This is a genomic window from Frankia tisae (genome assembly GCF_025403405.1).
Lineage (GTDB): Bacteria > Actinomycetota > Actinomycetes > Frankiales > Frankiaceae > Frankia > Frankia tisai.
On the sequence record NZ_JANEZT010000111.1, the window covers coordinates 1 to 17,716 of the forward strand.

16 protein-coding genes and 1 pseudogene are annotated in these 17,716 nt (G+C 71.3%); 3 read left to right on the forward strand and 14 right to left on the reverse strand.

The window, feature by feature from the left end; translation table 11 throughout:
* Positions 1-397: 397 nt before the first annotated feature.
* A complete protein-coding gene (locus NBZ85_RS12985) occupies positions 398-1,006 on the forward strand; it encodes a hypothetical protein (RefSeq protein WP_261556116.1) in 609 nt (202 codons plus the stop codon).
* Entirely contained in the window at positions 1,003-1,542 is a 540-nt protein-coding gene (locus tag NBZ85_RS12990) for a DUF4439 domain-containing protein (protein WP_261556115.1), read from the forward strand. Before NBZ85_RS12985 ends, NBZ85_RS12990 begins: the two co-directional genes overlap by 4 nt.
* A 15-nt stretch (positions 1,543-1,557) precedes the next feature.
* On the opposite strand, the gene NBZ85_RS12995 is transcribed toward NBZ85_RS12990, so the two are convergent.
* The 14 genes from NBZ85_RS12995 to rpsB form a co-directional block, all read right to left on the reverse strand.
* Entirely contained in the window at positions 1,558-2,013 is a 456-nt protein-coding gene (locus tag NBZ85_RS12995) for an RrF2 family transcriptional regulator (RefSeq protein WP_261556113.1), read from the reverse strand.
* Between the two features lie 127 nt (positions 2,014-2,140).
* Positions 2,141-3,214, reverse strand: coding sequence for an ABC transporter permease (locus NBZ85_RS13000; protein WP_261556112.1), 1,074 nt, complete (start codon positions 3,212-3,214; stop codon positions 2,141-2,143).
* Entirely contained in the window at positions 3,204-3,965 is a 762-nt protein-coding gene (locus tag NBZ85_RS13005) for an ABC transporter ATP-binding protein (protein ID WP_261556111.1), read from the reverse strand. The genes NBZ85_RS13000 and NBZ85_RS13005 overlap by 11 nt, the downstream gene beginning before the upstream one ends.
* Positions 3,966-4,023: 58 nt before the next feature.
* The gene (locus NBZ85_RS13010) at positions 4,024-5,103 is read right to left on the reverse strand and encodes an ABC transporter substrate-binding protein (protein WP_261556110.1); all 1,080 of its coding nucleotides are present in this window, start codon (positions 5,101-5,103) and stop codon (positions 4,024-4,026) included.
* A gap of 313 nt (positions 5,104-5,416) precedes the next feature.
* Complete coding sequence (locus NBZ85_RS13015; protein WP_261556109.1) at positions 5,417-6,268, reverse strand: GNAT family N-acetyltransferase; 852 nt, start codon at positions 6,266-6,268, stop codon at positions 5,417-5,419.
* Positions 6,269-6,281: 13 nt separating this feature from the next.
* Positions 6,282-7,436, reverse strand: a complete 1,155-nt coding sequence (ispG, locus tag NBZ85_RS13020; RefSeq protein WP_261556108.1) for a flavodoxin-dependent (E)-4-hydroxy-3-methylbut-2-enyl-diphosphate synthase — start codon at positions 7,434-7,436, stop codon at positions 6,282-6,284.
* 109 nt (positions 7,437-7,545) lie between these two features.
* Positions 7,546-8,727 (reverse strand): M50 family metallopeptidase, encoded by a 1,182-nt coding sequence (locus NBZ85_RS13025; RefSeq protein WP_261556107.1) that lies wholly within the window; start codon positions 8,725-8,727, stop codon positions 7,546-7,548.
* A gap of 160 nt (positions 8,728-8,887) precedes the next feature.
* The gene (dxr, locus tag NBZ85_RS13030; protein ID WP_261556123.1) at positions 8,888-10,111 is read right to left on the reverse strand and encodes a 1-deoxy-D-xylulose-5-phosphate reductoisomerase; all 1,224 of its coding nucleotides are present in this window, start codon (positions 10,109-10,111) and stop codon (positions 8,888-8,890) included.
* Positions 10,112-10,297: 186 nt separating this feature from the next.
* Complete coding sequence (locus tag NBZ85_RS13035) at positions 10,298-11,638, reverse strand: CE1 family esterase (RefSeq protein ID WP_261556106.1); 1,341 nt, start codon at positions 11,636-11,638, stop codon at positions 10,298-10,300.
* The gene (rlmN, locus tag NBZ85_RS13040; protein WP_372517711.1) at positions 11,625-12,866 is read right to left on the reverse strand and encodes a dual-specificity RNA methyltransferase RlmN; all 1,242 of its coding nucleotides are present in this window, start codon (positions 12,864-12,866) and stop codon (positions 11,625-11,627) included. Before rlmN ends, NBZ85_RS13035 begins: the two co-directional genes overlap by 14 nt.
* 166 nt (positions 12,867-13,032) lie before the next feature.
* Positions 13,033-13,929 carry a phosphatidate cytidylyltransferase gene (locus tag NBZ85_RS13045; RefSeq protein ID WP_261556105.1) on the reverse strand — a complete coding sequence of 299 codons (897 nt, stop codon included), beginning with the start codon at positions 13,927-13,929 and terminating at the stop codon, positions 13,033-13,035.
* Between the two features lie 132 nt (positions 13,930-14,061).
* Entirely contained in the window at positions 14,062-14,619 is a 558-nt protein-coding gene (frr, locus tag NBZ85_RS13050) for a ribosome recycling factor (protein WP_261556104.1), read from the reverse strand.
* 346 nt (positions 14,620-14,965) lie between these two features.
* Positions 14,966-15,580, reverse strand: coding sequence for a translation elongation factor Ts (tsf, locus tag NBZ85_RS13055; RefSeq protein WP_261556103.1), 615 nt, complete (start codon positions 15,578-15,580; stop codon positions 14,966-14,968).
* A 268-nt stretch (positions 15,581-15,848) separates the two neighbouring features.
* Complete coding sequence (rpsB, locus tag NBZ85_RS13060; RefSeq protein WP_261556102.1) at positions 15,849-16,763, reverse strand: 30S ribosomal protein S2; 915 nt, start codon at positions 16,761-16,763, stop codon at positions 15,849-15,851.
* Between the two features lie 661 nt (positions 16,764-17,424).
* On the opposite strand from rpsB, the pseudogene NBZ85_RS13065 reads away from it, so the two are divergent.
* Positions 17,425-17,716 (forward strand): annotated as a pseudogene (locus NBZ85_RS13065) (M23 family metallopeptidase); the annotation flags it as partial.

A 17,716-nucleotide genomic window follows, 5' to 3' on the forward strand; every position in this document is an offset into this window, starting at 1 on the left:
CTCCCCCGCCCCTGACACCTGGTCCGTCCCTTCCCGCGTTCGCGCCTGTCCCGATCGTCTCGCCGCCCACTGCCGGCCGGCCACCTCGCCGCCACCTCGCCGCCGCCGCGAGCCGTCACGCCGGCAGCGGCCGGCTACCAGGGGCGATACCCAGGTTCGGCCAGACACCACGGACTTACCTGCGGGCTGAACAACGACGACGCACGGCGACTCCCGCCGACGGACCACCGCCCACGAGCCCACCGGACCACAGCGGTGGCGGACGAGATGAGATCCATAGCCTACGTCCGCCGCAGCGCCCGTTGGCCGCGGCCCACGCACCGATCACCCGCGCAGGGCCGGACAGCGGTCGGCCCGGCCGGCGGGATGTGCGAAGCTCGGGACCGTGGACCCGGCGTTGCGCACACCCGTCTCGCGGCGACGGATCCTGCTGGGGATCGGTGGACTTACTCTCGCCGACGCGATCGGGGTGGCCGGCTGCGCCACGACGGTCTCGCCCCCGACCAGGGCGAGCGGCGGACTCGCAGCGGGCGACACGGCCGCGGCCCGGGGCGCGGTCGTCCGCGCCACAGCGCTGGCTGCCGCGTACCGGACCGCGGCGGGACGGCATCCGTCCCTGCGCTTCCTGTTCGACCCGCTGCGTGCCCATCACGAGGTCGCCGTGTCGACGCTGGGAGCACAGGTCCCAGCCGCGGTGGCGCCCAGGCCGCCGGCCTGGGCAACCGGATCGAACCCCACAGCATCCGCGCTGGCCGGGGTGGCGGCCACGGCCGGCGGGGTCGACGAGTCGCCCACGGCCCGTGCGGCGACGCTGGCATCGCTACGTGCCACCGAGAGCAGAGCGTCGGCCGCGGCGCGCACGGACAGCCTACGGGTAACCGGCCTACTCGCGCCGTCGCTGGCCAGCCTGCACGCCGCCGGTGTCGCGCAGGTGGAACTGCTCGATCTCTACCTCGCGCAGGTCAACGCCGGCCGCCCGGCCGCGACCGCCGGGAGCGTCGGGTGACCCCGGGAAGGCGGGGCCGACGGGTCGTCGCGGCCGCCCCCGCCCAGGCTCGGGCGGCCCGGCAGAGCCCGGCGGCTCCCAGCCAGGCGACCGCCGTCGACGCCCTGAACACGATGCTCACGGCCACCCACGCCGCGATCTACGCCGCCGCGGCCGCAGGCGGGGCGCTCGCGCCGCTGGGCCCCGCGGCCGCCGGCGCCCGCGAGCTGGCCCGGCTGAGCTGGGTCGCCCACCAGGCGCTGCGCGACGACCTCGTCGCCGTGATCGGCGCCCGGGGCGGTCAGGCTCCTCCGGCGCTGCCCGCCTACCGGATCCCCGCGACGCCGGTCAGCGTCGCCGCCTCGCTGGCCCTGCTGGCCCAGATCGAGGACGCCTGCGCCGCGGCGGCCCATGACGCCACCGCCGTCCTCGGCGCCGACGCCCGGAAGCTCGCCGTCGACGCCCTGAGCGGGGCGGCCGTGCGTGCCCAGCGGGCGCGCCTCGCCGCCGGCCTGCCGCCCGCAACAGCCACCCGTGCGCTGCCGGGAGCGTCGTGAGCGCCCGCCCGTGCGCTAGCGCGTGACCCAGGCATCGGGATCATTACCTAGAGTAGTTATGATCTCCGGGAGTCGACCGCCGGCGACGTCGGCCAGGGTCACGTTCTCCAGGACGCGGCGCAGGTTGACCCGGACGGCGATCCAGACGTCCTGCAGATTCTTGGCCGCGCCCTCGTAGCAGGCATCTTCGGGACGGCGCCCGCGCACGCTCGCGAGCGGGCCGTCGGTCACTCGGATCACCGTGGCGACGGTGATCTGATCGGCGGGGCGGCCCAGCTGGTAGCCCCCGTCGGCACCCCGGCGGCTTTGGACCAGCCCGGCCCGGCGCAGGTCGGTCAGAATGTTCTCGAGGAAACGCAACGGCAGATCCTGCGTGGTGGCAAGCGACTCGCCCTTGACGAGCTCGCCGTCACTCGCCGCCAACGTCAGGAGTGCGCGCAGCGCGTAGTCGGCGCGAGCGGAGATCTGCATGCATCCATTTTGCCGCCCGGCAGCACCAAGCGCCCCCGGCGGGTTCGCCGGGCGCGGCGCGGGCGAGCTCGGCGACACTCACCGTCCGCGGCGGCGACCCAGCCGAGGGAAACAGGATGCGACCCGTTCAGCCTGCGCCGCCCGCATGACCGCCGTCCGCTCCCCCGGCACCCGTGTCCGCCGGCTGATGCGGCACCGTGCCATCGCCGGAGCCTCCCACCGGGTCGACGCCGCTGCCGGTCACGCCGCGTCCCCGGCCGCCCCGGGCCGCCCGCACCGCGGACGTCCCCTCGGCGATGAGACCGCGACGCACGCGCATCCGCTGGTCGGCGGTGTTGAAGGCGGCGTCGACGAGGACTCCGACGACGAAGATGGTGATCATCGAGGCCATCACCCCGACCGTGTCGATCAGTTCCCGGGAGTTCTGCAGGTCGGCACCGACCGAGGAATGGCCGGGAACGATGACCAGCAGCTCGCCGGCCATCAGGCTGCGCCAGCAGAACGCCCAGCCCTGCTTGAGCCCCGCCAACACCGACGGCAGGGCTGCCGGCGCCACGACGTACCGGTAAAGGGAGAACCCTCGCGCGCCCATGCTGCGGCCGACCCGTACCAGCAGCGGCGGCACGTAGTCGACGCCGTAGATCACCCCGTTGGCAACCGAGGGCGCGGCCCCGAGCACCACGACGAACAGGATCGCCGACTCGCTGAGCTTGAACAGCAGGATGGCCAGGGGGAACCAGACGATGGACGGCATCGTCTGCAGCGCGGTGATGAAGGAGCCCACCGCGGTGCGCAGGATGGTGGAGCGGGAGACCACGACCCCCACCACGACCCCGATCACGACCGCGAGGGCGTAGCCCTCCAGGGCTCGGACCAGGGTGCGCGCCAGGGCGTCCCAGAAGTGGCCGGTGCCGAGGCGGCTGCCGAACTCGGACAGTGCCTTGCCCGGCCCGGGCAGCAGGTACGTGGGCTTCCAGCCGCTCCAGACGACGATCTGCCACAGCAGCAGGAACAGGGCGAGGGCGCCGATCTTCGGCCAGGTCGCCGCCCAGGCCCGGGCCGCGAGCGGCCGCCGCTGCGCGGTCGGGATGTCGAGCGCGTCGAGACCGGCGAGCGCCGCGTCCACCGCGAGCCCGGTCTCGGCGTCGAGGCCCGTCGACCGGCCGCGGAGCCGGGTCGAGGTGCCACTTTCAGTGGCCATGCCGGCCAACCTCCTCGCGCAGTCGCGTGGTCACCGTGGTGGCCAGTTCCGCGACCCGGGCGGAGTCGATCCGCCGCGGCCGCTCGATGTCGACATCAAAGATCTCCGCGACCCGGCCGGGCCGGGAGGACAACAGCACGATGCGGTCGCCGAGCCGGACGGCCTCGCGGACGTCGTGGGTGACGAAGATGACCGTGACACCGGTCTCCCGCCAGATCCGTTCCAGCTCGTCGTGGAGCAGGTCGCGGGTCATCGCGTCGAGGGCACCGAAGGGCTCGTCCATGCAGAGGATGTCGGCCTCCTGCGCGAACGCGCGGGCGAGGCTCACCCGCTGGCGCATGCCCCCGGACAGCTCGTGGGGACGCTTGTCGGCCAGGCCGGCGAGGCGAACCATCGCGAGCAGGCGTTCCACCCGCTCCCGCCGCTCGCCGCGGCGGATTCCCCGCAGCCGCAACGGCACCTCGATGTTGCCGCCCGCGGTGAGCCACGGCAGCAGCGCCGAGTCCTGGAACATCATCCCGGCACGACGACCGGTGGTGTCCACGGTGCCGGCGCTCGGCGCGTCGAGACCGGCGATCAAGCCGAGTAGCGTCGACTTGCCGCATCCCGACGCGCCGAGCAGACAGAGGAACTCGCCGGACCGAACGTCCAGGGAGACGTTGTCCAACGCCTGGACACGGGCGGCGCCGGCGCCGAAGAACCGGCTGATGCCGTCGATGCGCACTGCGGTGTCGGAGCGGACAGCGGTCACGGATCATTCCCCCGTTGCGGTGGAGACGCACGCCCGGCCAGGGTGCCCTGCGGGTGGGTCAGGAGTCGGAGACGGCCGGCTTGCCCTGCTTCGACAGGAGGTCGTTGAGGATCGCCAGATCGAAGATCCCGTCGAGCTTCGGATTCTTGATCAGGCCGAGCTCCTGCTGGTGCTTGGCCGAGGTGAGCAGGGAGGCGGCGATCGGGTCGGGCGTGAACGTCAACGACTTCCACGCCGAGGTCAGGACCTTGTCCGACAGCGGCTTGCCGGCGAGCTTGCCCAGGGCCGTGTTGGTGACCTTCGCACCGGCGTCCCGGTCGGCGTTGAGGCCGTTGATGGACGCCACGTTGGCGCTGACGAGCCGGCGAACGATCTCCGGGTTCTTCTTCAGGTAGGCGGTGCGCACCAGCAGCACCGTCGTGACGAACTGGCCCTTGGTCTCGGGCCACTCGTCCGCCTCGTTCACGAGCACCTTGCCGCCCGCAGCGACCAGCCGGGACGCCGTCGGCTCGGGCACCCACGCGCCGTCGATTGCCTTGTTGGTGAAGGCGTCGACCGTGAGGGAGTTGTCCTGCGGCTTGATCGAGACGTCGCCACCGCCCTGGGTGTCCGTCTTCAGGCCGTTCTTCTTCAGGTAGTAGCGCAAAGCCACGTCCTGGGTGTTACCGAGGCTCGGCGTCGCGAGCGTGGTGCCCTTGAGCTGCGCCACCGAGGTGATGTCCGGGCGCACCACGAGTGCCGCGCCACCCGACGTCGCACCGGAGATGATCCGGACAGCCTCGCCGTTCGACTTGATGAAGCTGTTCACCGCGGGGTTCGGCCCGATGTATCCGGCGTCGAGCGCCCCGGACAGGACGGCCTCGGCCTCCTGGACGCCGGAGTTGAACGTCGACGTCTTCACGGTGACGCCGGAACCGAGTTCCTTGGCGAAGATCCCCTTCTCGACGCCGTAGAGCGCGGGCGCATGGGTGAGGTTCGGGAAGTACCCGAGCCGGAGCGTCCCGCTCACCTGACCGGGCGTCGCGCTCGCCGAGGCGCTGTCACCGTCGCTCGAGCTCGAGCAGCCCACCACCGCCAGCGCCAGCGCCCCCGCGGTGATCAGTGGCGCCGCGGCGCGCCACAGTCTGCTCACCCTCATAAAAGCCCCCTTCGCGCAGGCTGACGCCCGCGCCATGCAAGTCAATCGACGTCATCGGGATGGTAAGCATGCCAGATGCCCTGCATCCTGACCATGCACCCTCATCGCCCAGACATCGTTGCGCAATAAAATTCGCCGACTTCGCCATAAATCTGAACAAAACAGACAGCGATCGATGATGTCGATGAATCCCTCACGGACCATCCGGAACATGCCGCGGACCAGGTCAGGGACCTGCCCAGCAAGATCGACGGCTACGAGGGGGCGATGGGCGGGGGCAGCGTCGGGGCTCAGAAGGCGGAAGCGACGCGAGCTAGAACAGGATCGAGGCGAAGGTGCCCACGCGCTGGAATCCAACCCGCTCGTAGGCCCGGCGGGCGGCGTGATTGAAGTCGTTGACATACAGGCTCACCCGCGGGGCAAATGCCGTCCGCGCGAGCGCGACGACGCTGGCGGTGCCGGCCGCGCCCAGCCCGCGCCCGCGCAGCGCCGGATCCACCCAGACACCCTGGATCTGGCAGACATCCCCGGCGACCGCGCCGATCTCAGCTTTGAACAGCACGCGGCCATCGACGATGTGTGCGAACGAGCGCCGCTGACCGACGAACTCCGCGACGCGGGCCCGGTAGAGCGCCCCGCCGTCGGCCAGGACCGGGGACACCCCGATCTCCTCGGTGAACATGGCGATGCAGGCCGGCAGCAGGATGTCCAGTTCATCGGGCCGGACGGGGCGCACAGCCGGGTCGGGCACGATGAGTGGCGGCCCGTCGATCACGAGCAACGGCTGGTCGGCCCGGACCTCGCGAGCACGTCCCCAGGTCGGCTCGAGCCGCTGCCACATCGCCATGACCGACGAGGAGACGCCGACGACGGAGGAGCAGCGGCGACCCTGCCGGCGGGCCCGCTCGGCAAACAGCTTCGCCGAAGCGGGGCCCGCCGCCACGGGCCAGAGGTTGGCGCCGGAGTAACACAGCGCGGCCAGGTGACCGTCGACCGTGTGACCCCACATCTCTGCGCCGAGCCGCCACGGGTCAAGCCCGGCGGCCTCGACGCGGGACGCAACGAACACGTCGGCGACCGGATTACGGGCCAGCAGCTCGCGCACGGCGGGAAGATCCCGGTCGTCGAGCAGGCGCGTCGACGCGGAGCGCAGCGGCAGGCCCATCCGGTCGCGCCGCCTAGCTGACGGTGACCGAAGGCTCGCCGGACGGGGTGCCGTCCGCCGACATCTGCTCGGCCAGCCGCATGGCTTCCTCGATGAGGGTCTCCACGATCTGAGCCTCGGGCACGGTCTTGACGATCTCGCCCTTGACGAAGATCTGGCCCTTGCCGTTCCCGGACGCAACGCCGAGGTCGGCCTCCCGAGCCTCGCCCGGCCCGTTGACCACGCAGCCCATCACGGCAACGCGCAACGGGACCTCCATGCCTTCGAGACCGGCGCTGACCTGGTTGGCGAGGGTGTAGACGTCGACCTGGGCCCGGCCGCAGGACGGGCAGGACACGATCTCCAGCTTACGCTGCCGGAGTCCGAGGGACTCCAGGATCGCGGCGCCGACCTTGACCTCCTCGACCGGCGGCGCGGACAGCGAGACCCGGATCGTGTCGCCGATGCCCTCGGCGAGCAGCGCGCCGAAGGCGACCGAGGACTTGACGGTGCCCTGGAACGCCGGGCCCGCCTCGGTCACGCCGAGGTGCAGGGGGTAGTCGCAGGACTGGGCGAGCAGGCGGTAGGCCTGGATCATGACGACCGGGTCGTGGTGCTTGACCGAGATCTTGATGTCGCGGAAGTCGTGCTCCTCGAACAGCGAGCACTCCCACAGCGCCGACTCGGTGAGCGCCTCCGGTGTGGCCTTGCCGTACTTGGCGAGCAGCCGCTTGTCGAGGGAGCCGGCGTTGACCCCGATCCGGATCGGGGTGCCGGCGGCCTTCGCCGCGCGCGCGATTTCGCCGACCTTGTCGTCGAACGCCTTGATGTTGCCGGGGTTGACGCGCACCGCGGCGCAGCCGGCGTCGATCGCGGCGAAGACGTACTTGGGCTGGAAGTGGATGTCCGCGATCACCGGGATCGGCGACTTTCGGGCGATGGCCGCAAGCGCGTCGGCGTCGTCCTGGCTGGGGACGGCCACCCGGACGATCTGACAGCCCGAGGCGGTGAGCTCGGCTATCTGCTGCAGTGTCGCGTTGACGTCCGAGGTCAACGTGGTGCACATCGACTGTATGGAGACCGGAGCGTCACCCCCGACCGGAACGTTGCCCACGTTGATCTGCCGGCTGTGCCGCCGAGTGCCGAGCGGTCGGGCCGGAGCGGCTGGCATGCCCAGAGTAACGGTCACGTTGTCCTCACTGGCGAATCGGAAAAATGGATCGACGTGCGGCTGATTCGGCCTGTCGGCTGCGGGACGCAGGGCAGTAGGGCGCACGGTCTCGCGCAACCGTGCGGGTTCACTGGTTCAGGCGGATCGGGTTGAAGATGTCGGCGGACAGGAGGAGAAGGCTGAACCCCAGTAGGACGACGACCGTGGCGTACGTGGCTGGTAAAAGCTTGGCGAAATCCACCTTTTGTACCGGACCACGGTAGCCCCGAAGCCTGCGCAGACCATGTCTGGCCTGCTCGAAGCCCAGTACGGCGATGTGGCCGCCGTCCAACGGCAGCAGGGGCAGCAGGTTGAAGATGCCGACCGCGAGGTTGATCGCGGCCACCAGGATGAGGAACTGGCCCACCCGGTCGAGCACCGAGCTGTCGGGCGCCGAGACGACGTCCCCGCCGATGCGCGCCGCACCCACGACACTGATGAAGCCCTCGGGATCGCGATCGTTACTGAAGATCTTACCGACGTCGCCGATCCGGTGGGTCAATGTGTCGTACATGCCGGTGAAGCCGGAGCCGATCACGTCGAAGGTGTGCGGAACGGCCTCGATCGGGTTGTAGTGCACCGTCTCGAGTCCGGGCCGGACGCCCAGCGCACCGACCCGGTCGTTCCCCGAATCGCCGGTCTCGCGGTTGCGGCGGACCTCGACCAGGTCCGGGGTGAGGGTCAACCGCCGGCCGTCCCGCTCCACCACAAGCGAGGTGGGGCCGGCGCCGTGCTCGCGCACCCGGCGGGTGAAGTCCTTCCAGCTGTGCACCGCGACCCCGTCAAAGCTGACGACCCGGTCGCCGAGCCTCATCCCCGCCGCGGCGGCGGGGCCGGGCCCGGAACAGTTCACGGTCGTCGCCACGCAGCTCGTCGCGCTGATCTTCGTGCTGACCTGCTTGGTGCCGAGCGTGACCAGCACCAGATAGATCAGCACGATGGCGATGACGAAGTGCACGAAGGAACCGGCGGACATGACCACCAACCGGGCCCGGGCCCCGGCGTTGTGGAACGCCCGGGGCTCGTCGGCCGGATCGATCTCCTCCAGCGGCGTCATCCCCTCGATCTTGACGAAGCCGCCGGCGGGGACGGCCTTGACGCCGTACTCGGTCTCGCCGCGCTGGCGAGACCAGATCGTCGGCCCGAAACCCACGAAGAACTTCGAGGCCTTCATGCCGTAGTGCCGGGCGGTCACGAAGTGCCCGCCCTCGTGCAACACCACGGACACGAGCAGCGCCGCGGCGAACGCCACGATGCCGAGAATCGCCATCAGGCCGGCCTCCGCCCGGTGGGACACCGGTCGGAGGTGCCCGGGTGAGCCCGGGGACCCCGCGAACCGCCACGCCCGGCTCGGCCCGGGCGGATCGCACCGACCCCGCAACGGGAGCCGGTCGGGTGGGATCCGCCGCCCACCCCGGACGAAGCGTGATTCACACTGATTCCCGTTCGCTCTCGCGCTGGATCAACCGCTGCGCCGCGTCCCGCGCGGCCCGCTCGGTGGCGAACACCTCGTCGAGTGACGGGTGGTCCACGACCTCGTGTTCGGCGATGACCTCGGCCACCAGATCGACGATACGGACGAAGGGCAGGCGTCCGGCCAGGAAGGCCGCCACCGCCTCCTCGTTGGCCGCATTGAACACCGCAGGTGCGGTGCCGCCCCGGCGACCGGCCGTGCGCGCGAGCTCCACGGCCGGGAAGGCGACCTCGTCGAGCGGTTCGAAGGTGAGCGCCTGGGCGCGGGTCCAGTCCATCGGCGGCTGCGCCTCGGCCACCCGTTCCGGCCAGCCCAGGGCCAGCGCGATGGGCAGACGCATGTCGGGCGGCGATACCTGGGCCAGGGTTGACCCGTCGGTGAACTCGACCATCGAGTGCACCAACGACTGGGGATGCACGACGACGTCGATGTCGTCGTAGGGCACTCCGAAGAACAGGTGCGCCTCGATCAGCTCCAGGCCCTTGTTCATCAGGGTCGCGGAGTTGATCGTGACAAAGGGGCCCATGTCCCAGGTGGGATGGGCCAGCGCCTGCTGCGGGGTGACAGCGGCGAGCTCGTCGCGGCGACGCCCGCGGAACGGCCCGCCGCTGGCCGTGAGAACGAGCTTGCGCACCTCGTCCCGGCGGCCGCCGCGCAGGCACTGTGCCAACGCGGAGTGTTCGGAGTCCACCGGGATGAGCCGGTCCGGGTCGCCGCCGAGCGCGTCCAGGACCAGGGGCCCGCCGGCGACCAACGACTCCTTGTTCGCCAGCGCCACCGTCCGACCGGCGGCCAACGCGGCGAGCGTCGGTGCGAGACCGACCGACCCGGTGATGCCGTTGAGAACAATGTCACAGGGCCATGCGGCGATTTCACTGGCCGCATCGGGCCCCGCCAGGATCTTCGGCACGGCGAACTCGCCCCGGCGGTAGCCCCGCCGCGTCGCCTCCGCGAAGAAGGCGAGCTGCAGGTCCTGGGCGGCCGATGCCGCAGCCACGCCCACCGCCTGGACACCGAGATCGAGTGCCTGGGCCGCGAGCAGGTCCACCCGGGACCCGCCGCCCATCAGCGCCACCACGCGAAAGCGCTGAGGATTGCGGCGTATGACGTCTATGGCCTGGGTTCCGATCGAGCCCGTGGACCCGAGCAGAACAACTTCACGCAGGTTCGAAGCCTCCACCACATCTCCATTCTCTCAGGCCCGTCGGCGCCTCGGCGCCGCCCTGTTCGGTTCATGACAGGTGCCACCCGTAGATGTGCAATGGGTCTGACGGCCACTACCTTTCGTGACCTCATCCTCTCCCCGTCGCGGCGATGTCGACCTCAACCCGGCGGGGTCGCCGGTCTCGCACCCAAACGGGGGAGCTCATCCGTCCGCAGCCGCCGACGATGGCGTCCCGGTCACCGACGGTGATGTCGACGGCGTAGGACTGACCGGACCGCCCGTGCCGGCGCCCGGGCTCGCACTCACCGAGGGTGACGCGTTCGCCGTCGACGACGGTGCGGCCGGTGCGGCTGGTGCGGCCAAGGCAGCGGGCGAGCCGCTCGGGGCAGGTGGGCCGGGCAGCGGGGGCGCCGCGGCCGAGCCCGGCGACCCGGCGCCGCCGACGTCCCCGGAGGCGGGGGTGTAGCCGAAATAGGTCAATGCCACGACGGTGGCGCTGAAGGCATCCGAGGTCGGGCCGAGCGCCGGGCGGGCCTGCGCGCCAGGCCAGGTGTGCCCGCTACCTTGCATGGCCAGCAACCCGACGTCCCGGCCGCTCGGGCAGCCGGTCCAGACGGTGCGCTGCCAGGCCGCGGTGTCCCGGGAGACCTGGGTGGCGCCGCTGCACCGAAGTGCGGAGGCGTAGCGGGCGAGCCAGTCGGGCGTCGACTGGGCGGCCACGCCCGCGAACGGTGCCGAACGGGGGGCGCCCCCACCGTCGAGCGGCGCGACCTGGTCGGCCGTCCCGTGGATCTCGAGCAGGTTCGTGGTGGGCGCCGCGCAGGAGGCCGGCAACACACTCGAGCCGACCGTGACCGCCGCCGCGAACCTGCCCGGCAACGCGCAGGCCGCCGTGAGCACCATGTTCGCGCCGTCTCCGTAACCGACGGCGAATATGCGCTTCGCATCGAGGCACATCCGGCCCGTGAGCTCGTTGACCAGCATCCCCTCGAACAGCACGTCGTCGGGGCCGACGGCGGTGGACCGGGGAAAGTTCCACCGATCCCGCGTCCCGATCGGGGCCGCGACCGCGAAGCCGGCCTTGGTGCCCTGATCAGCCAGCCGGGTGTAAGCCTCCAGATCATCGGTGCTCTGCCCAAGATCGTGGAAGGTGAGGATCAGCGGAAGCGCCCGGGCCTGCGAGCCGGCGGCGGGAACTGCCAGGACATACGTGCGGTCGGCACCACCCACCCGCAACGTGCGGGTACTCACCCCGGACGGCAGGGTCTTCCCGGTGATGCACCCACTGGGTGGCAGCGGAGGGACGGTGGGCGTCGGCGACGCCGAGACGGCCACCGCGCGCGGTTCACGCCCGCCAGCGGGACCGAGCGCCGAGGACGGCCCCGAGGCATGCTCCGGGCCGGAGTCCCGCGAGATGGCGTACCACAGCAGAAGCAGGAGCACGCCGACTGCGGCGGTGATCGGCAACCAGACCGTGTTCGTCGTCCGCGCGCGGTGCCGCAGGGAACCGCGCCGTCGACTCGCCGGGCTACCGAAGGACACGGTTGCCGTGCGCAGGCGAACCGTTCGTCGCGCCGGCGGCCTCGACGGTCGTCGCGGACTCGACGTGCCTGGCACGTCCGGCGGGCTCGGCGGCGAGTTGGCCGCAGGCCGCCGCGATCTCCCGGCCGCGGGTATCACGCACGGTGGTGGCAATTCCCCGCGCCCGCAGCCGGCGGACGAACGCACGCTGGCCGGCGGGAGCACTGGCCCGCCAGGACGAACCATCCGTCGGGTTCAGCGGGATGAGATTGACGTGCGCGAGACGGCCGGCGAGCAGGGTCGCGAGCGCGTCGGCGCGGGCCACGTCGTCATTGACCCCGTCGATCAGCGCGTACTCGATGCTCACCCGCCTGCCGCTGGCCTCGGCGTACTCCCAGGCCGCGGCGAGCACCTCGGCCACCGGCCACCGGGTGTTGATCGGTACCAGCTCGTCGCGCAGCTCGTCATCCGGAGCGTGCAGGGACACCGCGAGGGTCACCGGCAGGCCCTCGCCGGCCAGCCGACGCATCGCCGGCACGAGTCCGACGGTGCTCACCGTCAGCCCACGCGCGGACAGCCCCAGCCCCTCGGGCGGCGGCGCGATCAGGCGCCGCAGCGCCGCGGTCACCGCGGTGTAGTTGGCCAGCGGTTCACCCATGCCCATGAAGACCACGTTGGACAACCGGCCCTCGCCCCCGGCGAGTTCCCGGCGGCGCAGCACACGAGCGGCGTGCACGACCTGTTCGACGATCTCCGCCGTCGACAGGTTACGGGTCAGGCCCCCCTGACCTGTGGCACAGAACGGGCAACCCATGCCGCAGCCCGCCTGGCTGGACACGCAGACCGTCGCCCGATCCGGATACCTCATGATCACGGATTCGAGCAGCGCGCCGTCCGCGGTCCGCCACGCAATCTTGCGGGTCAGGCCGTCATCGCAGCTCAGCGTCCGGGTGGGCATGAGCAGCCGCGGGAGCAGGGCCTCGAGGAGCGGTCCGCGGGCACCCTCGGGCAGGTCGGTCATCGCCTCGGTCTCGTCGGCGTCGACCAGTCGGGCGAAGTAGTGGCGCGACAGCTGGTCGGCGCGAAAAGCAGGCTGGCCCAACGAGACGGCAACCTGACGGCGCTCATCTCGGGAAAGATCCGCCAGGTGCCGCGCAGGCCGCCCGGCGCGGCGGGTCAGGGACAGGCGGACCGGCCGGCCGGTCCCGGCGGGCATCGGGCCGTCCGAGGGTTCGGATTCGGCGGTCATGGGAGTCATCGCGAATCCAGTGTGCCAGGAGGCCGGCGCGTAGACGAATGCGACGATCGCCCGCACGGGCAGCGCGCACCGCCCGGCGCCCCCGACCGGGTCGATCGCACCGCCGGTACGGGCAGGCCGGCGGCGCGGTGGCAGCGGTGCCACCGCTGCCACCCGCTCAGGCGAGGAAGGCGGCGAGTAGCAGCCAGGCGACGGGGGCGGTGCACAGCAGCGAGTCCAGGCGGTCCATCACGCCGCCGTGCCCGGGCAGCAGGTTGCTCATGTCCTTGATGCCGATGTCCCGCTTGAGTAGCGACTCGCCAAGGTCCCCGATCGTCGCCGCGCAGGCCGTCGCCAAGCCGAGCAGGACGCCCTGCCACGCATGCGCTCCCAGCGGCCACGCCACAATGATCCCCGCCACGAGCACGCAGGCCGCCACGGAGCCCGCGAAGCCCTCCCATGACTTACCGGGGGACACACTCGGGGCCATCTTGTGGCGCCCCCCGGAGAGGACCCCCGCGGTGTAGCCGCCGACGTCGCTGGCCACGACCGTGCCGAGGAAGGCGAGGACCCGCCAGCTGCCGTCGGACGGTTCGGTCAACAACGCCGCGAACCCCGCGGGGAAGCCCACATAACCGGCGACGAACGCGATGCCACTCACGTCCCGGACCAGGCCCCCGGCCGGTCCGGCTGCGCGCACCGCTATCCCGACACCGACGGTGGCGGCGAGCGTCAACAGCAGGCCCGTCGTCCCGGCGACATAGGCCACCACCGGCATCGCGAGCGCCCCGGCGACCAGCGGCACGGGCGGCACCCGCACGCCGGTGAGCCAGACCGCCCGGATCACCTCCCAGGTGCCCAGGGCGACCGCGACGCTGATGACGCCGACGAACGCCGCACGCACCGTGAAGAGCGGGACAAGGATGATCGCGCCGAGCAGGGCGCCGACCCCGATCGCAGCCGGTAGGTTCCGGCCGGCACGGGAACGGCGCGGCGGGCCCCCTGCCGCCCCGGTCGCATCGGCGCTTCCGGATGGCCCGCCGTCAATCACGACGCGGCCGTCGACTGCCGTCATGGATGCCTATATCTCGACAGAAGCGAATAGAAATGGCAGGCGCACCCCGCCGCCGCCCTTCGCGCGCTGCCACGATCAGCTGGCTCGGATCGCGGGGCGAACGGGCCGTAGCGGCTCTGGTGGCGGAGATGGTCAGACCGACAGCAGGTCCGCTTCCTTGAGACGGAGGAGCTCGTCCACCTGCCCGACGTAACGATGGGTCGCCTCGTCGAGGTCCTTTTCGGCGCGCCGGCCGTCGTCCTCACCGGCGTCACCGTCCCGGACGATGCGGTCGATCCCGTCCTTGGCGTGGCGCCGCACATTGCGGATGCTCACCCGGGCGTCCTCCGCCTTGGACCGGGCGACCTTGACCAGGTCACGCCGCCGCTGCTCGGACAGCTCCGGGAAGACAATGCGGATGATCGTGCCGTCGTTGCTCGGGTTGACCCCGAGGTCGGAGCCGCGCACCGCCTTCTCGATCGAGGGCAGCGACGACTTGTCGTACGGGGTGATGATCACCATGCGCGGCTCGGGGATGTGAAACGAGGCGAGCTGCTGCACCGGTGTCGGCGCACCGTAGTAATCCACCAGAATCTTGGAGAAGACCGCGGGCGTGATGCGGCCGGTGCGGATGTTCGCGAAGTCCTCCTTGGCGACCGAGACGGCCTTCTCCATCTTCTCCTCGGCATCGAGAAGTGTGTCGTCGATCACCACGTGTCCTTCCGTCCGCTCTGACCTGCCGGCGCCCGTCCGGCTCCGAGGGCAGCCTCCCCGCCAGCCACCCTCCGGACACGGCCGCCTTCCGAGCCGCAGCACGACACGTGCTGCCCATGGGTGCCGGGGCCCCTGCCCCGTCGATGATCGCACAGCCGTGACAAGCAGTGTCCCGCACAAGGCCGCTCCCCCGGAGTCCGGGGGGACGCGCCACGCCGAGCACGTCGAACCGTCGCCTCGCCACCTCGGCGCGTGACGCTCGGGGCACTGCTACGGCGGCCACCCGAGGGAACACGAAACCGGCGGGCGACCACTGTCCGCCCGCCGGCCCGTGGACCTACGCTCAGACCTGCTTGATGTTGAACCGGGAGAACCGGCCGACCTCGATCTTCTCGCCCAGCGACGCACCCGCCTGGTCGAGCAGGACTCGGATGGTCACCTTGCCATCCTTCACCCAGGGCTGGTCCAGCAGCACGCTGCTCTTGATGTAGCCGTTGACCCGACCGTCAACGATCTTCGCGATCGCCTGCTCGGGCTTGCCCTCCTCGCGGGCGGCCGCCTCGTAGATCCTGCGCTCGGCCTCGAGTACCTCGTTGGGGATCTGGTCCGCGGTGACGTACAGCGGGTCCGCGGCGGCGATGTGCTGCGCGAGGTCGCGGGCAAGCTGCTTGAAGTCCTCGGTCTTCGCCACGAAGTCCGTCTCGCAGCGCAGCTCGACGAGCACGCCGAGGGTCGGCGGCAACTGCGGGTCCGTCCGGTGCAGGTAGGACTCAACCAAGCCGTTGGCGGCGCTGCGTGTCGCGCGCTTCGCGACCTGCGCCTTGCCCTTCTCCCGCAGCCAGGACTTTGCCTTCTCGAAGTCGCCGTCGTTGTCGACCAGCGCCTTCTTGACGTCGCTCATCCCCGCCCCGGTCAGCTCCCGGAGCTTGCGGATGTCGGCGGCTGTGATGTCTGCCATGGTGCTCTTCTCGTTGGTGTGGGTCGGATGCTGTCGTTAGTCCTGAAAGGCACCGCGCGGTCCTGACGGCGCGGCACGGTCCTGGATGCGCGGCACGGCACCGGGCCTTCCGGCTGGCGGGCCTTCCGGCTGGCTGGGAGCGTCGCCGGCACCGCTCCCAGCTCCGTCGATCGCCGCGGGCTGCCGCTCCGGGGCGGCCGCAACCGAGCCGGCCGCCGGCCCCACGCGCCGGGCGCCACGAAGGCCCAGCGCGTGGGATGGGGCAAGGTCAGACGGCAGTGCCAACCGCGGCGTCGGACTGGGTCTCGGCGGCGGCCGGCGCCGGCTCCTCGGCGGGCTGCTCCTCGCTCGCAGCGGCGGGCTCCGCAGGCGCGGCGGGCTCCGCAGGCGCGGCGGGCGCAGCGGCCTCGCCGCGCAGCAGCGCCTGCTCCCACTCTGCCAACGGCTCGTCACCCGCGGACTGCTCGGGCTTGGCGTCGGCGGCCTTCGAGGCGCCGGCCCGGGACATGAGTCCGTCCGCGACCGCGTCGGCAACCACGCGGGTCAGCAGCGCCGCGCTGCGAATCGCGTCGTCGTTGCCGGGAATCGGGTAGTCGACCTCATCGGGGTCGCAGTTGGTGTCGAGGATCGCCACAACCGGGATGCCCAGCTTGCGCGCCTCACCGACCGCGATGTGCTCCTTCTTCGTGTCCACGACCCACACCGCGCTCGGCACCCGGCTCATGTCCCGGATGCCGCCGAGGGTGCGCTCCAGCTTCGCCTTCTCCCGGGTCAGCACGAGCTGCTCCTTCTTCGTGCGGACCTCGGTACCACCGGTCACCTCGATCTCCTCGAGCTCCTTGAGCCGCTGGAGACGCTTGTAGACCGTCGAGAAGTTGGTCAGCATGCCGCCGAGCCAACGCTCCTTGACGTAGGGCATGCCAACCCGGGCGGCCTGCTCCTCGATGGCTTCCTGGGCCTGCTTCTTCGTCCCGATGAACAGCACCGTCCCACCGTGCGCCACCGTCTCCTTGACGAAGTCGTAGGCGCGGTCGATGTACGAGAGAGTCTGCTGCAGGTCAATGATGTAGATGCCGTTACGCTCGGTGAAGATGTACCGCTTCATCTTCGGGTTCCAGCGCTTGGTCTGGTGCCCGAAGTGCACGCCGCTCTCGAGCAGCTGCTTCATGGTGACGACGGCCATGGCGCGTCGCTCCTCTCCGTCCGGCCGCAGCCGAACGCCTCGGTTGTGACGGCGCCGCCTGACGGCGGCTGCCCCTGACGCCCGGAGTGGTCGTGGCCGCCGCGACGTGACGGACCGAGGAGACCCTTCCGACGGCCTCACGGAGACCCTCGGAAGCGGGCGTGCGAACTGAGCCCGCTATGCGGGCCCTGTGGAGGATGATACCCGGCCCCACGCTGCGGCCCAGCGGAAAACCCGGCCGCCCTGATCCCTCAAGATCGCGCGCTGTCGCAGCAGGTCCACCGGGAGGACCATTTTCCGCCGATCTCCGCCAGGACCGGTGCGACGCTCCTGAAGTCACCGCAATCGTGGGTGCACCCGGCCAGGGGACCGCGTCCGACACCCATCCGCCCGGGCACTGTCCACAGCCCGACCTCAGCCGCGCGGACGCGCGCCGCGACCCGGTGCCGTGCCAGACCCACAGGTCAGCAACCCATTCACAGTCAACGCCAAAGCAAGTTATCCACAATCAGAAACTTTGGACTACCCAACGGGGCCAAAACACCGCACCGTGGAACCGGGCGATCCGCTGCTCTCGCGGACCGGCCCAGCGGCGGCCGGGACCGTTACCCCGGACGCTCCCGGCCGCCGCGCCTCCCCCGACCCCGGAGGTTGTACCGCCATGCCCAGACTGCCCCGCTTCGATCCACTCTGGCTCATCATTCCGGCGATCGCACTGCTGATCGCCGTCGGCTGGCCCACCAGGGTCCCGATCAACCCGCGCGGAAGCGGGCCGCCCGCCACCATCACCGCGCGCACCCCTGGCCCGGCCAGCCCACGACCAGGTACAGGGCTCGGCGGCGGCCTCCTGACCGGCGCCTGGCAGGGGTCGGGGCCGAACGACACGGTCGGCCAGGCCCTGGGGGTGGCGCCAGAACCTGCCGCCGCCACGAGCGAGACGCCCCTGCCCCTGT